22 protein-coding genes are annotated in these 18,419 nt (G+C 68.2%); 8 read left to right on the plus strand and 14 right to left on the minus strand.

Going from position 1 to position 18,419, the window contains the following annotated elements; genetic code table 11:
* Window position 1: 1 nt before the first annotated feature.
* Together G6N51_RS03975 and G6N51_RS03980 are read right to left on the minus strand one after the other, a co-directional pair.
* On the minus strand, window positions 2–1,264 hold the full coding sequence (locus tag G6N51_RS03975) for a sialate:H+ symport family MFS transporter (protein WP_163750642.1): 1,263 nt from the start codon (window positions 1,262–1,264) through the stop codon (window positions 2–4).
* A gap of 77 nt (window positions 1,265–1,341) precedes the next feature.
* A complete protein-coding gene (locus G6N51_RS03980) occupies window positions 1,342–2,232 on the minus strand; it encodes a lipase family protein (protein WP_232078190.1) in 891 nt (296 codons plus the stop codon).
* Between the two features lie 257 nt (window positions 2,233–2,489).
* Between G6N51_RS03980 and G6N51_RS03985 the strand changes: the two genes are divergently transcribed.
* The 3 genes from G6N51_RS03985 (at window position 2,490) to G6N51_RS03995 (ending at window position 4,385) form a co-directional block, all read left to right on the plus strand.
* Entirely contained in the window at window positions 2,490–3,557 is a 1,068-nt protein-coding gene (locus tag G6N51_RS03985) for an amidohydrolase family protein (protein WP_083173089.1), read from the plus strand.
* A 128-nt stretch (window positions 3,558–3,685) separates the two neighbouring features.
* Entirely contained in the window at window positions 3,686–3,931 is a 246-nt protein-coding gene (locus G6N51_RS03990; protein ID WP_083173090.1) for a ubiquitin family protein, read from the plus strand.
* 61 nt (window positions 3,932–3,992) lie between these two features.
* A complete protein-coding gene (locus G6N51_RS03995) occupies window positions 3,993–4,385 on the plus strand; it encodes a phage holin family protein (RefSeq protein WP_083173091.1) in 393 nt (130 codons plus the stop codon).
* On the opposite strand, the gene G6N51_RS04000 is transcribed toward G6N51_RS03995, so the two are convergent.
* From G6N51_RS04000 to G6N51_RS04025, 6 genes are all read right to left on the minus strand, one after another.
* Window positions 4,382–5,164, minus strand: a complete 783-nt coding sequence (locus G6N51_RS04000) for an enoyl-CoA hydratase/isomerase family protein (RefSeq protein ID WP_083173092.1) — start codon at window positions 5,162–5,164, stop codon at window positions 4,382–4,384. The two genes, G6N51_RS03995 and G6N51_RS04000, sit on opposite strands and share 4 nt — an antisense overlap.
* Window positions 5,161–6,132, minus strand: coding sequence for an FAD-dependent oxidoreductase (locus G6N51_RS04005; protein ID WP_083173093.1), 972 nt, complete (start codon window positions 6,130–6,132; stop codon window positions 5,161–5,163). The genes G6N51_RS04000 and G6N51_RS04005 overlap by 4 nt, the downstream gene beginning before the upstream one ends.
* A 56-nt stretch (window positions 6,133–6,188) precedes the next feature.
* Window positions 6,189–6,761 (minus strand): hypothetical protein, encoded by a 573-nt coding sequence (locus G6N51_RS04010; RefSeq protein WP_180134401.1) that lies wholly within the window; start codon window positions 6,759–6,761, stop codon window positions 6,189–6,191.
* Between the two features lie 103 nt (window positions 6,762–6,864).
* Window positions 6,865–7,359, minus strand: a complete 495-nt coding sequence (locus tag G6N51_RS04015; protein ID WP_083173094.1) for an SRPBCC family protein — start codon at window positions 7,357–7,359, stop codon at window positions 6,865–6,867.
* Window positions 7,359–7,988, minus strand: coding sequence for a nitroreductase family protein (locus G6N51_RS04020; protein WP_083173095.1), 630 nt, complete (start codon window positions 7,986–7,988; stop codon window positions 7,359–7,361). The genes G6N51_RS04015 and G6N51_RS04020 overlap by 1 nt, the downstream gene beginning before the upstream one ends.
* An 11-nt stretch (window positions 7,989–7,999) precedes the next feature.
* Window positions 8,000–8,482, minus strand: a complete 483-nt coding sequence (locus G6N51_RS04025; protein WP_083173096.1) for a carboxymuconolactone decarboxylase family protein — start codon at window positions 8,480–8,482, stop codon at window positions 8,000–8,002.
* 178 nt (window positions 8,483–8,660) lie between these two features.
* Between G6N51_RS04025 and G6N51_RS04030 the strand changes: the two genes are divergently transcribed.
* Genes G6N51_RS04030 through G6N51_RS04040 form a run of 3 tightly spaced genes read left to right on the plus strand, consistent with a single transcriptional unit; the run spans window position 8,661 to window position 11,536 of the window.
* Entirely contained in the window at window positions 8,661–9,359 is a 699-nt protein-coding gene (locus G6N51_RS04030; RefSeq protein ID WP_083173097.1) for a hypothetical protein, read from the plus strand.
* A gap of 8 nt (window positions 9,360–9,367) precedes the next feature.
* A complete protein-coding gene (locus G6N51_RS04035; protein ID WP_083173098.1) occupies window positions 9,368–10,807 on the plus strand; it encodes a class I adenylate-forming enzyme family protein in 1,440 nt (479 codons plus the stop codon).
* Window positions 10,808–10,822: 15 nt separating this feature from the next.
* Window positions 10,823–11,536, plus strand: a complete 714-nt coding sequence (locus G6N51_RS04040) for a hypothetical protein (protein WP_083173099.1) — start codon at window positions 10,823–10,825, stop codon at window positions 11,534–11,536.
* Here the strand turns inward: G6N51_RS04040 and G6N51_RS04045 are convergent.
* Together G6N51_RS04045 and G6N51_RS04050 are read right to left on the minus strand one after the other, a co-directional pair.
* A complete protein-coding gene (locus G6N51_RS04045) occupies window positions 11,522–12,508 on the minus strand; it encodes an NAD(P)H-dependent flavin oxidoreductase (RefSeq protein WP_083173100.1) in 987 nt (328 codons plus the stop codon). The genes G6N51_RS04040 and G6N51_RS04045 overlap by 15 nt on opposite strands.
* A complete protein-coding gene (locus G6N51_RS04050) occupies window positions 12,505–12,897 on the minus strand; it encodes a tautomerase family protein (protein ID WP_083173101.1) in 393 nt (130 codons plus the stop codon). The genes G6N51_RS04045 and G6N51_RS04050 overlap by 4 nt, the downstream gene beginning before the upstream one ends.
* Window positions 12,898–12,990: 93 nt before the next feature.
* On the opposite strand from G6N51_RS04050, the gene G6N51_RS04055 reads away from it, so the two are divergent.
* Window positions 12,991–13,872, plus strand: a complete 882-nt coding sequence (locus G6N51_RS04055; RefSeq protein WP_083173102.1) for a LysR family transcriptional regulator — start codon at window positions 12,991–12,993, stop codon at window positions 13,870–13,872.
* A 71-nt stretch (window positions 13,873–13,943) separates the two neighbouring features.
* On the opposite strand, the gene G6N51_RS04060 is transcribed toward G6N51_RS04055, so the two are convergent.
* Window positions 13,944–14,582, minus strand: coding sequence for a TetR/AcrR family transcriptional regulator (locus G6N51_RS04060; RefSeq protein WP_083173103.1), 639 nt, complete (start codon window positions 14,580–14,582; stop codon window positions 13,944–13,946).
* A 107-nt stretch (window positions 14,583–14,689) separates the two neighbouring features.
* On the opposite strand from G6N51_RS04060, the gene G6N51_RS04065 reads away from it, so the two are divergent.
* Complete coding sequence (locus tag G6N51_RS04065; RefSeq protein ID WP_083173104.1) at window positions 14,690–16,252, plus strand: phytoene desaturase family protein; 1,563 nt, start codon at window positions 14,690–14,692, stop codon at window positions 16,250–16,252.
* 8 nt (window positions 16,253–16,260) lie between these two features.
* Here the strand turns inward: G6N51_RS04065 and G6N51_RS04070 are convergent, their stop codons facing one another.
* Genes G6N51_RS04070 through G6N51_RS04080 form a run of 3 tightly spaced genes read right to left on the minus strand, consistent with a single transcriptional unit; the run spans window position 16,261 to window position 18,406 of the window.
* Window positions 16,261–16,869, minus strand: a complete 609-nt coding sequence (locus G6N51_RS04070; RefSeq protein ID WP_083173105.1) for a YbhB/YbcL family Raf kinase inhibitor-like protein — start codon at window positions 16,867–16,869, stop codon at window positions 16,261–16,263.
* 50 nt (window positions 16,870–16,919) lie between these two features.
* Complete coding sequence (locus G6N51_RS04075) at window positions 16,920–17,366, minus strand: SRPBCC family protein (RefSeq protein WP_083173106.1); 447 nt, start codon at window positions 17,364–17,366, stop codon at window positions 16,920–16,922.
* A gap of 35 nt (window positions 17,367–17,401) precedes the next feature.
* Window positions 17,402–18,406 carry a synaptic vesicle VAT-1 family membrane protein gene (locus G6N51_RS04080; protein WP_083173107.1) on the minus strand — a complete coding sequence of 335 codons (1,005 nt, stop codon included), beginning with the start codon at window positions 18,404–18,406 and terminating at the stop codon, window positions 17,402–17,404.
* Window positions 18,407–18,419: the final 13 nt, after the last annotated feature.

The following is an 18,419-nucleotide window of genomic DNA, read 5'->3' on the forward strand; positions in this document are numbered from 1 at the left end:
GTCACGTCACTTCTGTTGGTAGGAAAGCGGTTTCGGCGGTGCCGAATCGAACTCCCGTGGCATCCTTGCCGATAAAGGTCAGGAAGACGACCGCGATCAGCACCGGCACGATCGTCGCGGCGAGCGCAAAGGGATAGCCGTGCGACTCCGCCAGGCGTTCCTGGATGGGCAGGTTGAACGCGGCCAGCAGGTTTCCCAGCTGGTAGGTGACGCCGGGGTAGAGGCCGCGGATGGCGTCGGGTGACATCTCGGTCAGGTGGGCGGGAATCACGCCCCACGCGCCCTGCACGCACAACTGCATCAGGAACGAACCGAGACACAGCATCGCCGCCGTGCGTGAGTAGGCGAACAGCGGAACGATCGGCAGCCCCAGCAGCGCGCAGAAGATGATGGTGTAGCGGCGGCTGAACCGCTGCGACAAGGTGCCGAAGACCAGTCCACCGATGATCGCGCCGAGGTTGTAGACGATGACGATCCACTTGACCGTCGCGCTGGACAGGGCGGCGCCGTGGTTGGCGGTCGACGTCAGGAAGGTCGGGTAGACGTCCTGGGTGCCGTGGCTCATCCAGTTGAAGGCCGTCATCAGCAGCACCAGGTAGAAGAACCGGCGGATGATCGCCCCGTCGCGCAGCACGTCGCGGATCCTGGTGCTGGTCAGCTTCATCTGATCCTGGGCGGCCTCCCACACCTCGGATTCCTCCACCCGGTAGCGGATGATCAGGCTGACCAGCGCGGGAACGATGCTCAGGGCGAAGAGCCACCGCCACGACAGCCCGAGCCAGTTCATCACCACCAGGGAGGCGACGCTGGCCAGCAGGTAGCCGAATGCGTAGCCCTCCTGCAGCAACCCGGAGAAGAAGCCACGGCGCTCGACGGGAACCTTCTCCATGGCGAGCGCGGCGCCCAGGCCCCACTCGCCGCCCATGCCGATCCCGTACAGCAGCCGCAGGATCACCAGCACGGTGAAGTTCGGCGCGAACGCGCACAGGAAGCCCACCACCGAGTAGAACATCACGTCCACCATCAGCGGCAGCCGGCGACCGACGCGGTCGGCCCACAGCCCGAACAGCAGCGCGCCGACGGGGCGCATGACCAGAGTGGCCGTGGTGACGAACGCGACCTCGGCTTTGCTGTGGTGGAAGGTCTTTGCGATGTCGGCGTAGACGAGCACGACGATGAAGTAGTCGAAGGCGTCCATCGTCCAGCCCAACAACGCCGCGACGAATGAGTTCCGCTGGTCGGCGGTCAACCGTTGTGTGGTCACGTCAGCATCGTGCAATACCGAGCATGCGATGGCGAGCCTTTCGCCCCGCGCGCCATGACGGCGGGGTCACCCGGCGCTCATCCCACCAACCTTTGCAGCCCTTGGCGATAGGCGTAAAGGCTGTGGCGCCATAGTGCGCCGAGACCGCCGCTGTTGATGTAGATCGCGGCGCCGACGTGCTCGTAGGGGCACGGCGGTAGCAGCGGAATGAGATCGGAATAGTTCACCACTCGGTAGCAGGAGGTGATGGTCTCGTTGAATGGGTTGACGAAATCGGTGAATCCGGATTTCGGCCCGGCAAAGGTGATGAGGCGGGGCGCGAGATTCGGCGGGATGTTGGCGAAGATGTCGGGCGCGGAGACAACGGAAAGCGCCCCGCCCAGGCTGTGCCCGATGATCAGGAGGTCCGTGCATCCCGCGCATGCTGCGCCCAGGTTGGCCACGATGCTGGCGCGCACCATGCGGTAGACGGCGTGAAAGCCACTCTGCACGCGGCCGAATTTGGGAACGAATCCGTAGGGCGTGGGAATGATGTCCAAGTCCGTGAGCACGTCGTCGAGGTCGGTCGTGCCACGAAAGGCCACGAATGCGGTACCGGTGGAGAGGTTATTGCCAATCAGGCCGAAGATGTTGTTTCGCAACACCATTTTTGCTGCCACGGGGTGTTGCGCAGCCAATGCGGCCGCGAGAGCACGGTCACCCTGGATCAGTGCCGTCGCTTGGTATCCCGGCGGAAGGTTCAACGCGCCGCCGGACATCGCGCTGTACGCGGAGAAAGCCAAGGGAATGGCCACATTGAGAGCGAAAGCCGGATCGAAACCCGTCGAAGACAGAGCGGCCGGGCCAATGGGAGCAGCGTTCGCGTTCACCGGAGAGATCCATGGCGCGATAATTGCGGAGCCACTCAGTAAAGCCGTTTTTGCCAGGAAGTCGCGCCGCGCCATTGTCCTCGAAAGAGAATCGCTCATCGATTTCCTTTCTAGGTTTGCCATGAAAAGGGTACGGGACAAATCGCCGTTGTCTTGAACCGTTGTTCTTCTGTCACCGGTTCGAAATCGACACGCGGCTGGGCGGGCCGAAAGCAGAACACTCATCACCCTCTCGCGCCGGCGCCCGGTCCAGCAATTGCGTTGAATGGGGTCGACGCCGATCGCATTCGTCTGCGCGCCGACGCGACCGCGCGAGCCGTTTCACCATGCGGTCCGCGAGAGTAAGTTCCGAATACATGCGCATCATCGACGCCGACGGACACGTCGCCGAGAACCCGTCGCTGGCAATCGAAGCGATCAAGCGCTGGCCGCAGCACGTCAAGCCCAGCGCCGACGGGCGGATGCGGTTGACGTTCGAGGGCCGCAATTACCCGGAGGATCAGGGGCCCGGTGCCGGTTGTCCGCCCGAGCACGGCATCAGCACCGCCCCGGACATCAACTGCCGATCGACCGACGGTGTGCTGGGCGATGCCGACCGCGACCACATCGACACGATGGTGTTGTACCCGAGCCTCGGCCTGTGCACGCCCAGCCTCGAAGACCCCGGGTTCGCCGCCGGGTTCGCCCGGCTCTACAACCAGTGGATCGCGGACTACTGCGCCCCGTCGGGGGGCCGGCTACGCGGCGTCGCGGTAACCCCGATCGAGCACGGGCAGGCGGCGATCGACGTTATGACGGAAGCGAAAGACCTTGGGCTGGTGGCCACCCTGGTGCCGCCGGCGCTCAAGACCCGCAACCTCGACCACCCGGACCTCGACCCCTTCTACGCCGCCGCGGTAGAGCTGGAGATGCCGCTGGGCATTCACGGCGCCCCCGGCATACACCTGCCGAAGATCGGGGTGGACCGCTTCACCAATTACATTCAGGTGCACTGCATCAGTTTCCCGTTCGACCAGATGACGGCCATGACGGCGCTGGTGTCCGGCGGGGTCTTCGAGCGCCACTCGCGATTGCGGGTCGCCTTCCTCGAGGCGGGCGCAGGCTGGGTCCCGTTCTTCATGGATCGCCTGCACGAGCACTACGAAAAGCGGGGCGATTGGGTCGAACGCGGCTGGCGCCGCGACCCGCACGAGTACCTGGCCGCGGGCAACATCTGGGTGACGTGTGAGCCGGAGGAACCGATCCTGCCGGGCGTGATCGACGTGCTCGGCGCCGACTTCATCATGTTCGCCAGCGACTACCCGCACTGGGACGGCGAATGGCCGGAAAGCACCAAGCACCTGCGGACCCGCGCGGATATCAGCGAAGAGGCCCGCGAAAAGATCGGCGGGCTGAACGCGCAGCGCTTCTACAACTTGAATTAGGCCCGCGCGGCTCACCGACTGGGCAACTCGGCCCTTTTCACCGCACAAACTTCCGCCCCGACGATCCTCCCTGGGGACGACCCGATAGCCTCGTGACACCAGGGCTTTTTGGGAGGCGACGATCTGACATGACTGATAAATGGTTCTCCGATATCAGCGCGCCGGGACAGTTGACCCTTGCGGACCTGTGCGACCAAATCGAGCAGAAAATCCACGTCAACGCGGACAACCAGAAACCGCCGCAGGAGTTTCCCGATTGGCAGGCGTGTGTAGCGGATCGAGACGCCACCATCCAGAAGTTGAGCGCGGCTGTTGTCAACCTGTGCCAGATGGTGAAGTACCTGGCAGCACAAGGCCAGCGCGGCGACGCTTAGCGACAATCATCAACGCGAATGGGCTGCCCTTGGCGGGCGCCCGGTGGCAGGATCTTGGACCATGGGCCCTTTTCTGCTTCGCGCCGCACTGACCGGTTTCGCGCTGTGGCTGGTCACGAAGTTCGTCCACGGGATCACGTTCGTCGGCGGTGACACGAGGCTTCAGCGGGTCGGCATCATCTTCGTCGTCGCCGTCATCTTCGGTCTGGTCAACGCTTTCATCAAGCCGGTCGTCCAGCTCTTGTCGATCCCGCTGTACATCCTGACCCTCGGCCTGTTCCACGTCGTCGTCAACGCGCTGATGTTGTGGATCACCGCGTGGATCACCGAGCACACCACGCACTGGGGTTTGCAGATCGATCATTTCTGGTGGACGGCGATCTGGGCCGCGGTCGTGCTGTCGGTCGTGAGCTGGCTGCTGTCGCTGATCATTCGCGACGTCAGCCGCCGCTAGCGCCCCCGCCAGCGCGGCGGTCGCTTCTCGGCGAAGGCGCGCGGCCCCTCCTTCGCGTCCTCGGTCTCGAAAATGCGGTCGCTGTGCCGGGTTTCGTTGTCGTACGCCGACTCGAGGTCAAGCGCCAGACCCTCGACGGCGGACTGCTTCGTCGCGAACACCGCGAGCGGTGCGTTCGCCGCGATGCGCGCGGCGTAGTCGTAGGCGGTGTCCATCAGCCGCTCGGGCGCGACGACGCGATTGATCAGGCCCATCGCCAGCGCCCGCTGCGCGTCCACCATGTCGGCGGTCAACAGCAACTCCATCGCCAGCGGGTAGGGCATTTGACGCGGCAGCCGCACGGTGCTCCCGCCGCCGGCGAATAGGCCGCGCTTGGGCTCCATCACCGCGAATCGCGCGGCCGGCACGGCGAGCCGAATGTCGGTGGAACTCAGCATCTCGAATCCGCCCGCGACGCAGGTGCCGTTGACCGCGGCGATGATCGGCTTGTACACGGGGAAGCGGTGCAGGACTGCGTGGATGGCGTCGTCCTTGTTCCAGCCTTCCGGTTGCGGCAGGTCGCCGGTGAGCTCGGGGATGAACTTCTTGAGGTCGGCGCCGGTGCAAAAGTCTTGCCCCACACCGGTGACCACGGCGACCCGGGCGCCCGGGTCGTCGCGGAACGACGCCCAGGCGTGGGCCAGGTCGCGGAAGTGTTGCATGTCGAGCGAGTTGCGGGTTTCGGGACGGTTGATGGTGATGGTGACGATGTGGGCGTCGAGCGCGTAGTCGATGCTCATCGCGCCTCCGGCTGACCGGCGAGGCGGACCACGTCGCGGGCGCAACCCCACGACAACGTCACGCCGTTGCCGCCGTGGCCGTAGTTGTGGATGCACAGGGCCGGCCCCAATCGTTCGGCCGCCACCCGCACCGAGGGGCGGTCGGGACGCAGCCCGGTGATGGTCTCTATCACCTCGGCTTCGGCGAGCCGCGGCTCGATTCGGCGGCACCGGTGCAGGATTCGGTCGGTCACGTCGGGGTCCGCGGTGGTGTCCCAGCGGTCGGGGATGCTGATCCCGCCGCACACGACCCGCCGCGGATGGGGGAAGTAGCAGGTCCATTCCGGGCCGCCGTTGATCTCCAGAAACAGTTGCCGCAGACCGGGATTGGTGAGCACGACGTGCTGACCGAACAGGGGACGCAGCGTGTCGTCGCCGGTCAGGTGTCCCGCGGCGAGGCCGGTGCAGTTGACCACGATCGGCGCGGCGTCGGCGGCCTCGGCCAGTGACCGCACCGGATGCTCCTCGATTTCACAGCCGGCCGCGGCCAGCCGCCGGGTCAGGTAGTCGAGATAGTGCGGCATGTCGATCATCGGCAGCGTGGCGCGAAACCCGTTACCGAAGCCGTCCGGGAGGTCGGTCGGGTCGGCCGGCCGCAGGTCGGGGATCAGCGCGGCGGCCGATGACATCGCCTCGGCCGCCGTGAGTTCGCCGGCGGCCAGCGCGGGCGCCAGCTGAACGCCCGAGCCGGGATCGGCGGCGAGTTCGCGGAAGACGCGCAGGGAGTGTTCGGTCCAGCCCAGTGTGTCGCTGGCGCGTTCGGCGGGCCGCGGCGGCAGCCATACCGCGCCCGCCACCTTCGACGTCGTGCGCTGCGGCGGGGCGGCGGTCCAGACCCGCACCGCCCAGCCGGCCTCGGCCAGGCACACCGCCGACGTCAGTCCGCTGACTCCGGCACCGACGACGACGATCTGTTGCGCACTGGCCACGGCGCCACCGTAGCGAAAGTGGCCGGGGGTTGCGGCCGGCTCGCGTCAGCGCCTCGTCAGTTGTGCGGAGGAGGCGGCGGCTGCTGCCCGCCGCCGAGCAGGCCGTTGAGGAGGCCGAGCGTGCCCTGCACACTGGCGGGCGGCGCGGTCGGCGGCAGCGCGGCGTCGGGGGTCAGTTGCCAGGGCTGGCAGCCCGACGTCTTGAACGCCTTGTCGCTCGGGTCGATCTGCACCACCTGCGGCTTCTTGCTCATGTTGTTGTCGATGATGTTGCCGTCGGGATTGCCCGTCCGCTTCCAGTAGCACGTGCCGTTGTCGGCGGGTCCGCCCGAGCTGTAGATCCCGGGGACGATGTCGGTGCCGACGTTGTAGATGCCGTCCTTGTCGATGCTCGTCTTCGGTGCGGGTGCCGGCGAGGCGGCGGGGGACGCCCCCGGAGACGCCGACGGCGAGGCGGACGACGGTGGCGGGCCCGGCGGGGGACCCTGCGACGCTGCCGGCGCCGGTGACGGCGCCGGTGTCTGGTCCGGGTCGGCCCAAGCGAATCCCGCCGACGCGGTCCAGCCCGCGATCATCAGTCCCGCGACGGCCAACCGTGCTGCGGTAGGAACACCACCCTCGAACCCCATAGCACGCCAGCGTACCGGGGTGAGCGCCTTAAATCACATGATGCGGCGTACCGCGGTTGCCCACTGCGGACACGTAACCCCTGGTCGTCGGCCCTGGCGGACCCTAGGTCAGGCGCCGCACGCGGCCGGCATATCCGAGCGCGTGCTCGTACGTTTCGAGGTTGTCGCGAGAAATCCTCGCGTGCACGGGGCGTTCGAGAAAGAACCGCAGCACCGGGTTGTAGGCGTGGTAGGTCTCGTGGAAGGTCAACACGGTGGTCCCGTCCGGCTGCTCCTCGAGTCGGTGATAGCCCTCGGCCCGTGACCACAGCGGCGCGCCGACGGCCACGTAGCGCGACAGCTTGTTGGTTTCCGCCTCGGTGACGGTCTCCCACGAGCGCGCCCTGCCACCCGACAGCAGGTACTTGGGGACCGGGTAGACGCAGGTGCGGACCAGACCCTCACCTGCCTCGTTGCCCTCGTTGAGGATCTCCATGCTGCCGGAGGGCCATGTGAGGACGCGCGGCCGCGGCGCGTCGGGCGGCGCGGGCGGGTGCAGCACCCGCCACACCTTCGCCGGCGGCGCCTCGACGTGAAATCGCACGGTGTAGGACTGCATCAGCCGTCTCCCCAGCTGTCCCAGAACGTCACGGTTTCGGCGGGCGGCCGCGCGGCCGGCCGGAAGTCGGTGCCGATCGTGTAGGCCACCGGGAACAACGCGGCCTGCGTGACGGTGTCCGGAATGCCGAGCAACTCGGCCACCTCTTTTTCCTTGGCCAGATGCATCGTCGTCCACACCGACCCCAAGCCGCGCGACCGCAGGGCGAGCAGGAAGCTCCAGCCGGCCGGGATGATCGACGCCCAGGCCGACGCGGCGGTCAGCAGCGTGGAGTTGTCGATGCGGTTCGCCAGGCAGGGGATCACGTGTACGGGAACCCTGGCCAGGGTGTGGGTCAGGGCCAGCGCGCCGGCGTACACGCGTTGGGTCTGCGGATCGGACGCCTCCTTGGCCGCGTGCGCGAGGTATTCGGCACCGATGCTGCGATAGATCTCGCCGATCGCGGCGCGCTTGTCGGCATCGGTGATCACCAGCCAGCGCCAGTCCTGCGCGTTGCTCGCGGTGGGCGCCTGCATCGCGAGCCGGATGCACTCGAGGATCACGTCGCGACCGACCGGCCGGTCCAGGTCGAGGCGCTTGCGCACCGACCGCGTCGTCGTCAACAGTTCGTCGACGGTCGCCAGGTCCATTCGGTTCCTTACTAGAGATCGATCGCGCACGACTGATCGACGCCCAGCACGGTCAACGAGCGCCCCAGGCCCAGGAACACCGCGACGCAGAGGGTGAGATCGAGGATCTCGGGGTCGGAGAACGACTCCCGCAGCCGCCCGAAGAAGGTGTCGTCCAACGACGCATGGTCGGTGGCGAACCGCTCGGCGTATTCGATGGCGAGCCGCTGGCGGGGCGTGTAGCCGGGGTAGCTGGCGTACGCCGCGACGTTGTCGTAGAGCTCCGGCGCGACGCCGGCGTTCAGCACTGACTGCGCGCGAAAGCCCGCGCAGGCGGCGCAGTCGTTGATCTGGGCGATGCGCATCCTGGCCAGCTCGCGCTCGTCGGCAGGCAGAACGCTCTGCTGGTATGCGCCGCGAATCATCCGCTCGACCATGTCGCCGAGTTGCGGCCGCAGCGTCCAGATCATGGCGGCTTCGCCGCCCGGCCCGTCCGGCACGTTGAGACGGGCCATCGGCGACTCCTGCGGTGAGGTAGTTACTGAGTCGAGCAAACCAGTTCGGACCGCGGCTGTCCAGGGCGGTCACGTCCGCCCGGACGGTGAACCGCCGATGGACACCGCAGCCGGTCGGGGTTAGCGTCCGTTGGACGAGGGCGCTCAGGGCCGAGCGCACTCGGTGGGAGGTCTCGGCATGCTGTTCATGCACGAGGTGCACAAAGTGCGCGGGCGCCGTGAGGACGACTTCGAGGCCGCGTTTCGGCAGGGTTGGATGCCCACGCTCGCCGCCGGCGATGATGCCCGGCTGCTCTGGTACGCCGACCACGCCCAAGGCAGCGGCCCGTCTTACACCGTCGTGACCGTCACCGCCGTCCGCGACGGAGCGGCGTGGGAGCGACTCGCGCTGCGGGTGCAACGGGGTGATCTGCAGCCGTGGGCGCGCGAGCTGGACGATTTGCGCTACGACGTCGAGGCCAAGTTGCTCGCGCCGCTGCCGTGGTCGCCGCTGCAAGAGATCCCGTTGGGGGAGGTGCCGGTCGACGGGCGGGAGCACGAACTCAGTCTCTACATGGAAGACACCATGTGGCCCTATCCAGACAAGTTCGAGGAATACATCGCTCGCAGCGGCGACGTGTACGCCCAAAGCCTCGCGCGGCCGTCGTCAATGCTGTTGATTCAGGCGGCGTTTCAGCCCGCCCTGGGCAGCCACCTGCACCGCGAGGTCATCCTGATGCAGCGCATTCAGCAGCCCGAGCAACTGCTCACACTGCTGCGGACCAGGATTCCCCGTGAATTTCGCGCGCCGGGCACCTGGATGCACGACGCCCTCGAGCTGCGCGACCAGTGGACCAGTCGGCTGCTGCGCACCTCCGCGTGGTCACCCCTGCACTGAGCCGGCCCATGAACATCGGAACCATCCTCGAAGCCGCCGCGGCCGACGATCCCGCTCGCGTCGCGCTCATCGTCGACGGGTGCCCGATCGCTTACGGGGAGCTGGCGGACACCGTGCGCCGGTGCGCCGCGGGCCTGGCCGGCCGTGGCGTGGTGGCCGGCCAACGCGTTGCGGTCGTCGACGGGGCAAGCGTGCTGTCGGTCGCGGCCGTGCTGGGAGCGGCTCGCATCGGCGCCGCGGCCGCCTTGATGAATCCCGCGCTGACCCCGTCCGAGCTTCACGGACTCTTGACGAACGCCGGCTGTGCCGACGTGGCCGTCGCGGGGGAGCCATCCGCCGACCGGCTCCGCGAGGCCGGCGCGCCGATGGTCGTGACGGGCGAGGACCTGCTGGAGGGCCTCGGTTCGGCGGCGCCGGCCGCCGACGACGCCGACCACGATGCCCTGGTCCTGTTCACCAGCGGGACAACGGGACTCCCGAAGGCCGTCGGCATCACCGGCCGGCAGCTGTCACGGCGGATCAAGGGGATGGCGGCACCATTCCGGGCCGACGCCAAACCCTCGGTGGGGATGATGTGCGTCCCCTTCTTTCACGTGGGAGGCGCACTCGGCACGCTCGGCGGTTTGTACTCGGGCAACACCTCGGTGCTACAGCGGCGGTTTGACGCCGGCGAGTGGCTACGCCTGGTGTCCGAGAATCGGGTGACCACGACGTTTCTGGTTCCGACGATGCTGCAGCGCATCCTCGACCATCCCGACTTCGGCGACGCCGACTTGTCGTCGTTGGTGGCCATCGCGTACGGGGCCGCCGCCGCGCCGGTCAGTTTGGTGCGCAGAGCCATGGCCGCTCTCCCACATGTGGCTTTCGCCAACGTGTTCGGCCAGACCGAGACCCTCGGCGCCTACACGACGCTGATGCCCGCCGATCACCGCGATCCCGCCCGCGCGGGATCCGTCGGCCGACCGCTGCCGGGCGTCGACGTGCGCGTGGTGGACCCCGCGACGGGCGAGGATGTCGAGCCGGGAAGGGTCGGCGAGTTGTGGGTGAACAGCGCCCAGAACGTCACCGCGGGGTGGCTGCGCACCGGTGACCTCGCCCGCCAGGACTCCGACGGGTACCTCTTCCCGAGCGGGCGGCTCAGCGACACCATCAACCGTGGGGGAGAGAAGTTCGGGCCGATCGAAGTGGAGGAAGCGCTTCGTTCCCACCCGGCGGTGCGTGACGTCGCGGTGGCCGGAATCGCCGACGATGAGCTCGGCCAGCGGGTCGGGGCTGCGGTGGTGGCTTGCGCCCCGGTGACTCTCGACCAGCTGCGATCGCACTGTCGCGGACTGATCGCCTACTTCAAACTGCCCGAGCGGCTGATACTCGTCGACACCATCCCGTACAGCTCGACCGGCAAAGTCAACCGCGGCCAGCTCGCGGCGCTGATCGCCAAAGAGTCCTGACGGCAAGGAGTTCCGATGCTGTTTCTGCACGAGACCCACAAAGTGGTCGGCGCACGTCAGGACGAATTCGAGGCCGCATACCGCGAGGGCTGGATGCCCATGCTCGCCGCCGGCGAGGACGCGCGGCTGCTCTGGTACACGAACCATGCCCATGGGTCCGGGCTGTCCTACAACGTGGTCACCATCACCGGCGTGGCCGACGGCGCGGCGTGGGAACGGCTCGCGCGCCGAGCACAAAGTGGCGACCTGCGGTCGTGGATGCGTGAATTGGACACCCTGCGCCACGAAGTGACGGGCAAGCTCTTGCTGCCGGTGACCTGGTCACCGCTGCAGACCGTCGACCTGGCCAGCGTGCCGACCACGGGGCAGACGCACCCGCTGACGATGTTCATGGAGGACACCGGCTGGCCGTCCGCGCCGCTCGACGACTACATCCGCTCGTGGGACGAGATCTACTACCGCCCGCTGTCGCGGGCGCCGGCCAGGATGCGCATCCTCGACATCCAGGCGTGTTTCCAGGTGGCGCATGGGAGCCACCGGCGACGAGAGGCCATGTTGTGGCAGAAGATTGACGACTCCAACAACTACGCGGCCCTGGTCCACCTGCTGACCAAGGAGATCCCCCCGGAGCACCGGGCGCCGGGCAGCTACATGTTCGCCGCCCTGCGGTACCGCGACCAGTGGCAGAGCCGCCTGCTGCGGACGTCGGATTGGTCACCGCTGTACTGAGCTCGGCCCCGTGGCCCCGCTCAGGATCCGGCCGGCCTGCTCGACCATGTCGGTCACGATGTCGGCCGCGGGCCGGACCTGGCGGACGAGGCCCACACCCTCGCCGACGAGGATGGCGGCCGTTTCGAAATCCTCGGCGGCGACCGCCTTTTCATACTCGGCGACGACGTCGGGCAGCGACGCCGCTAGCCGGTCCTGGTTGCCGTGCCAGGTGTCCAGGAACGTGTTGCCCAACGCCCGCGCGTCGTAGCCGGCGGGCCAATCCAGCCGCCGCACAAGGTCATAGGCCCGCGTGCGAAGGGTGTCGTCGCCGCTGGCCGGTAGCGCCCGCTCGTGTGCCCGCGGCGACACCAACGCCTCGGGGGACGCCCAGAACCTGGTGCCCACGAGGGCGCCGTCGGCGCCGAGCGCCAGCGCGGCGGCGAGTCCGCGGCCGTCGGTGACCCCGCCGGCGGCCAGCACCAGCGTGCCCGGCGACCGTTCGGCGGCGAGGTCGACGACGTCGGGCACCAGCGTGAAGGTGGACCGGGCGGTCATGCCGTGCCCACCCGCCTCGCCGCCCTGCGCCACCACGACGTCCGCGCCGGCGTCCAGCGCCCGGCGCGCGTGGTCCAGCGTTTGCGCCTGCGCGATGAGCGGCACGCCGGCGGCGTGAATGCGGTCGGCGAACGGCTGCAGTTCACCGAACGACAACATGATCGCGGCCGGCTGTCGCTCCAGGGCCTCGTCGAGCAGCGCGGGTTGGCGGGCGAGGCTCCAGGTGATGAAGCCGCATCCCACCGTCAGGCCGTCGGCCCGGCCGAATTCGCGCCGCAGCCATTCGGCGTCTCCGTATCCGCCGCCGATCAGCCCCAGGCCACCGGCCGACGTCACCGCCGCCGCCAGCCGGCCGCCCGAGATCCCCGCCATCGGGGCGAGCACGACGGGGTGCTCGATGCCGAAGAATCTGGCGATCCGGGTGTCGAGGCTCATTGCAGCTCCCCGGTGAGAAACTGTGCCCGCCCGTGGCCGAAAGACCAGTCCTCGTCACCGTTTTCGGTAACCGAGACGATCAGGTCGGCCGGGTCGAGCCCGCACCGCCCGGCGAGGTTGCCGGCCAGCAGTTCGTAGAGCTTCTCCTTCATCGCCCGCGCGCGCCGCCGGCTCACCACGTGCACGATCACCTGGTGAGACGAGCGGGTGATGCCGAGGCCGGTGTCCAAAGCGACGATCTCGTGGACGGGATGGGTCCGCACCACCTGATAGCGGTCACGCGGGGGCACGCCGAACGCTTCGACGACGGACGCGTGAACCGCGTCGAGCAACGCGCTGACCTCCGACGGCGTGCGGCCCTCGATGAGGTCGATGTACAGCAGCGGCATTTTGACTCCTCTGATCTATGTCCTGGCTACGACGCTAAGCACGTCGAGACCGGGTGTGAAATGCCCGCTGTCATCGATCTATGCTTCTCAGGCATGGACGCGTTGCGTAGTGGCAGGGTCGAGTTGCGCCACCTGCGCGCGTTCGAGGCGGTCGCACGGCTGAAGTCGTTCACTCAGGCCGCCGCCGAACTGCGCATCACCCAACCGGCGCTGAGCCGCACCATCCGCCAGCTGGAGGACGCGCTCGGCGTGACGCTCGTGGATCGCACGTCGCGCCACGTCGGGACGACCCGGGCCGGGCGGACGTTCCTGGATCACGTCGAGCGGGTCCTCGCGGAGCTGGAGCGCGCGTTCGGCGCCGTACGCCGGCAGGCGAGCATCGGCCTCGGGTTCAGCTGGTTGCTTCCCGATCCGTGGGCACAGGACACCGTCGCCCGTTTCGAGCGGGCCACCGGCACGACGGTCAAGCTGGTGCGCACCGACGACGCGTTGAGCGCTGTGCAGCAGGGCAGGGTCGACGTCGCCGTCGTGCGTGGGCGGGTGACGTCAACCGCCGTGCGGGTGGTGCACCTGTTCGACGAGACCCGGGTGGCCGTGTGTTCGGTCCACTCGCCGCTGGCCACCAGGTCCGAGTTGGCCTGGGCCGAGGTGCCGCGCTGGCCGTTGGTCGTCAACACCGCCAGCGGGACCACCGGGCCGTGGTCGTGGCCGGCGGGCGAGGGGCCGAAAACCATTGTGGAGACTGCTAATTTCGATGAGTGGCTGGAATCCGTGGCGGCGGATCGGGGCATCGGTGTGATCCCCGACGTCGCGGTCCGGCGCAACATCCACCCGGGTGTCCGGTTCGTCGCTCTGCGCGGGGCCCCGCGGAGCCCGGTCTCGCTGGCGTTTCTGCCCCGCGCCCGCAACGCGGTGCTGCGCCGCTTCGTCGAGGCGGCCCTCGAAAGCGTGCAGGCGTCCGCCGAAACCGTGTGAGTGTGCGCTCATGGCTTTGCGTGTGCGGCCACGGCGGGGCTCCGCGGCGTGTCGCCGCCCCGGGCGCACACTCAGCGCGAAGGGGAGGCCGACGAAGGGGGAGCGGAAGGCGGTGGCGGGAAATCGAAGCCCGAGCGCAGCAGCGCCAGGCTGGACGCCACCAGTTCACCGAGATCGCCGGCGCAGCCGTTGCGGCCCCAATTCTCCACCGTCACAACCAGGGCGGCGGCCAGGGCTGAACCGGTGACCTCGGCGAGCAGATCGATGTTCGGCACGCCCGGGTTGCGGTCCCGGACGAAGTCGGTCAGCACGTGCGCGAAGGACGCTTGCACGACCCGCAGGTGACCGGCGATGCGCTCCGCGCTGATCAGCTCGGCGCGGGCCGTCGCCGCCTGGCGGACGACTTCGAGGTCGTGTGGGAAGGCCGCGACGCTCGCGAGCACCGCTTCGAAGATCGGCTCGGCGGCGGGGCGGGCGGCCAGCGCCTCGGCCAGCCAATCCAGCTGCGTCTCGTAGTCCCGGAAGAGCACCGCCTCCTTGGTGGGGAAGTGGCGGAAGAAGGTCCGTTCGGTGACGCCGGCCGCACGGGCCAGCTCGGTCACCGTGACATTGGTGAATCCCTTGCGCGCAAAGCTTTTCAATGCCGCTTCGCGCAGCGCCTCGTGCGTCGATCGTCGGCGTAGCTCATGGCGGTTCGTCGGCGCGCTCATCCCACGGGGATGGTATCCCACCCCGGGGGAATTAGTCAGAACTGACATCTTCCAATTATGTCAGTACTGACATATTCTTGTCACGCGCCGACCCCAGGGAGGAAGCCATGTCGGACTATGACGCGATCGTCGTGGGAGCGGGCCACAACGGCTTGACCGCGGCCGCGGTGCTGCAGCGCGGCGGCCTGCGCACGCTGTGCCTGGAAGCCAACACCTATGCGGGGGGCATGGCGGCGACCGTCGAATTGATCGACGGCTTCCGGTACGAGATCGCCGGTTCCGTCCAGTTCCCGACGGCGAGCCGGATCACCAAGGACCTCGGGCTGGACACGCTGCCCACGGTGGAGCCGGAGGTGATGTCCACCAACATCGGCGACCACGGCGAGGAGCCGATGGTCTTCTACCGCGACCCGATGCAGCTGATGACGCACCTGGGCGACAAGCACGGCATCGAAGCCGTCACTGGCATGGCCGAACTGATCGGGTGGAGCCAGGGGCCGGCAAAGGCCCTGGGCCGCTTCGATGTCCGCACACCGCCCAAGACGCTCGACGAGATGTATGCCTGCGCGGCCAACGACGCCGAGCGCCGCGCCATCCACGAAATGCTGTTCGGGTCGGCGATGGACGTCATCGACCGCTACCTGCCCGACAAGGACAAGCACGCGGTCATGCGGGGGATGCTCGCGTTTCTCGCGATCAACTCGACCTACCGCGGCCCCTACACGCCGGGCAGCGCCACGTGCCTGGCGTTCGCCCTGGCCGTGCCCGACGACAGCACGGCCATGATGACCAAACTCAAGGGCGGCATCGGCGCGCTCACCGAACACCTGCGTGAGCTCTTCGTCGCCCACGGCGGCGAGATCCGCTTCCGGGCCAAGGTGGACCAGATTCTCGTGGATCACGGCGCGGTGACCGGGGTGCGGCTACGCGACGGGTCGACGATCACCGCGCCGATCGTGGTGTCCAACCTCGCGCCGGACGTCACGGTCACCGACCTCATCGCACCGGAACACGTTCCGGCCGAGCTGCTTTCGCGGCTTTCCGGCCGCGACCACCGGGCCAGCTTCGTACAGATCCACTTCGCCCTTGACGGCCTGCCCGAATTCGCCGCGCCGTATGAGTTCTTGAACGAAGAGGGCATGCAGCAGTCGGTCGGAATTTTCGGCGCCCCGGAGGAACAACAGCTGCACTGGGAGAATTGCCGGCGGGGCATCGTGCCGGACAACCCGTCGATGGGAATGCAGATCCCGTCCGTGCACGATCCGAGCATGGCGCCGCCCGGTAAGCACGCCGCCAGCGCGTACGCGTACGCCTTCCCCGTCGAAGTCGACCGGCACGACCACGGACGACTCAAAACCGAAATGGCACAACGCGTTATCGAGAAGATCACCCGGTTGGCCCCCAACTTCGAGGACATCGTGATCCGCCACATCACTTTCGCGCCCTACCACATGAACACGATGTTCGGGGCGCCCGCCGGCGACTTCTGTCACGGCCTGCTGCACCCGGACCTGATGGGACCCAACAGGCCCGGGCCCAAGGGATTCCTCGACTTCCCGATTCCCATCGACGGCCTCTACCTCGGCGGCGCGGGATGCCACGGCGGCCCGGGTATCACGTTCACGCCCGGCTACAACGCCGGCTATCAGGCCCTCGACGATATGGCCTGACAGCGCGGTCAGCCGCCGAAGGTACCGGTGAGCCGGGCCTGCGCGGTCGCTGCGGCGGCGATCGTTGTCGCCGCCTGGACGCCGGCGAGGCCGGCGGGCAGCCCGTAGTCGTTGGGGAGCTGGTACAGGGTGAACCGGTAATGATGCGTGCCGGTTCCCGCCGGCGGGCAGGGGCCTTGGTATGCGGGCTGTCCGGCGGTGTTGGGCAGCGTGGTCGCCCCGGCCGGCGTCTGACCGTCGGTGGTGCTGCCGGGACCCGGCGCGATTCCGGTCACGACCCAGTGCACGTAGAGCCCGTTGACGGCGTCGGGGTCGTCGACCACGAGCGCCGCGCCCAGCGGCGCCGACCACGCCAGTGGCGGCGCTATGTTGGCCCCCTTGCAGGTGTACCGCACGGGGATCGGCGCGCCGTCGGCGAACGCCGGGCTGCCGATGGTCAACGGCGCGCCGGCGGGTGCGGCCGCGACGGTCCGCCCGAGTGTGGTCACCTTCGGCGTCGACGGCGCCGTCATGCGGGTGTCGCCGTGCCCACCGCAACCGGCCACGGCCCCGACCATCGCCAGCCCGCCGATGACCGATGCGATCCGTTGACGGCTGCGCGCGCTTGTCGATTCCATAGGGACAGTGTGGACCGCGCGGCGGCTGTCCGGTAAGACCCGGTTTGCCGCTACGAGCCGCGCTTCTTCAACTCCAGTACCCGTTTCCGCAGGCCCTTGGTGGCGGTGTCCATGAGGCTCTTGGACCCGCGCTTGACCAAGAACCCGGGCACCGGCATCAACAGGTCAACGGTGAGATCGAAGCTCACCTTGGTGGAGTCGCCGTCGGGCGTCAGCGTGTAACGGCCATCCTGCGCGCGTTGCTGTTTGGCCTTCACCAGGGTCCAGCTCACGCCGTCGTCGTGGACCGTGTATGCCAGCTCCTGCTCGTCGCTGACCCCGACGAGTTTGACCACTTGCTTCGACCGGGTGGGGTGGCCCTGATCGTCCCGCTCGAGGACCTCCACCTTTTGATGGACCGAGGACCACTCCGGCAGCGACTCGATGTCGAACAGCACATCCAGGATCTCATCCGGTGTCGCTTCGATGACGACCTCGCGGGATTCGGTGACAGCCATGGGGGATAGATAACCACTGCGGCGCCGCTAAAAACTCACGGCACCAGAACCACCTTGCCGACGTTCTCGCGGGCCGCCAGGATCCGGTGGGCCTCGGGCGCTTCGTCGAATGGCACCACCGCGTGGACGACGGGAGCGATCGTCCCGTCGTCGAGTGCCTTGGCCAGCGGGGTGATCCACGGCTCGAGAGTGCCGCGGTCGTCCCACAGCCGCAGCATGTTGAGGCCGATCACGGCCTTGGACTCCGACAATTGGTCGATCAGGTTGAACCCGCGCAGCATCGCCAGCGCGTGCGGAGCCGCGGCCCGCAGCGAGCGCTTCTCCCCGTGCTGCAGGTTCGAAACCCCGTATCCCACAAGCCTTCCGCCAGGCCGCAGCAGCGCGTAGGACCGCCGTAACGACGTGCCGCCCAGCGCGTCGAGCACCAGGTCGTATGGTTCCAGGCCCTCCCACCAGCCGTCGCGGCGGTAATCGATCGTTCGGTCCACCCCCAGTTCGGCCAGCTTCCGATGCTTGGCGGGCGACGCGGTGCCGTGCACCTGCGCCCCGGCGGCCTTGGCGAACTGAATGGCCGCGATGCCGACCCCGCCGGCCGCGGCGTGCACCAGCACCCGTTCGCCGGGGCGCAGCGAACCGTAACCGTGCAGCGCGGCCCACGCGGTCGCGTAGTTGACAGGAACGGCGGCGCCCTGTTCGAAGCTCATCCCGGCCGGCAGCGGAACGGAGTCGCCGGCGGCCACGTTGACGATCTCGGCGTAGCCGCCGAACCGGGTGCCCGCCAGCACCCGGTCGCCGACGCGGCCGGGATCGACACCGGCGCCAACGGCCTCGACCGTCCCCGCTACTTCGTAGCCCACGATCGCGGGGAGTTTCGGCGCATCGGGGTACATGCCGACGCGGGCGAGGTGATCGGCGAAGTTCACGCCCGCCGCGCGCACCGCAACCCGCAACTGCCCGGGGCCCGGCGGCGGAGGATCGGGCCGCTGCTGAACCCGCAGCACCGACGGACCGCCGCGCTTGGTGATGACGACTGCGCGCATGGGTGAAATCCTC

Origin of the sequence: Mycobacterium paraseoulense (assembly GCF_010731655.1) — a bacterium.
Classification (GTDB): domain Bacteria; phylum Actinomycetota; class Actinomycetes; order Mycobacteriales; family Mycobacteriaceae; genus Mycobacterium; species Mycobacterium paraseoulense.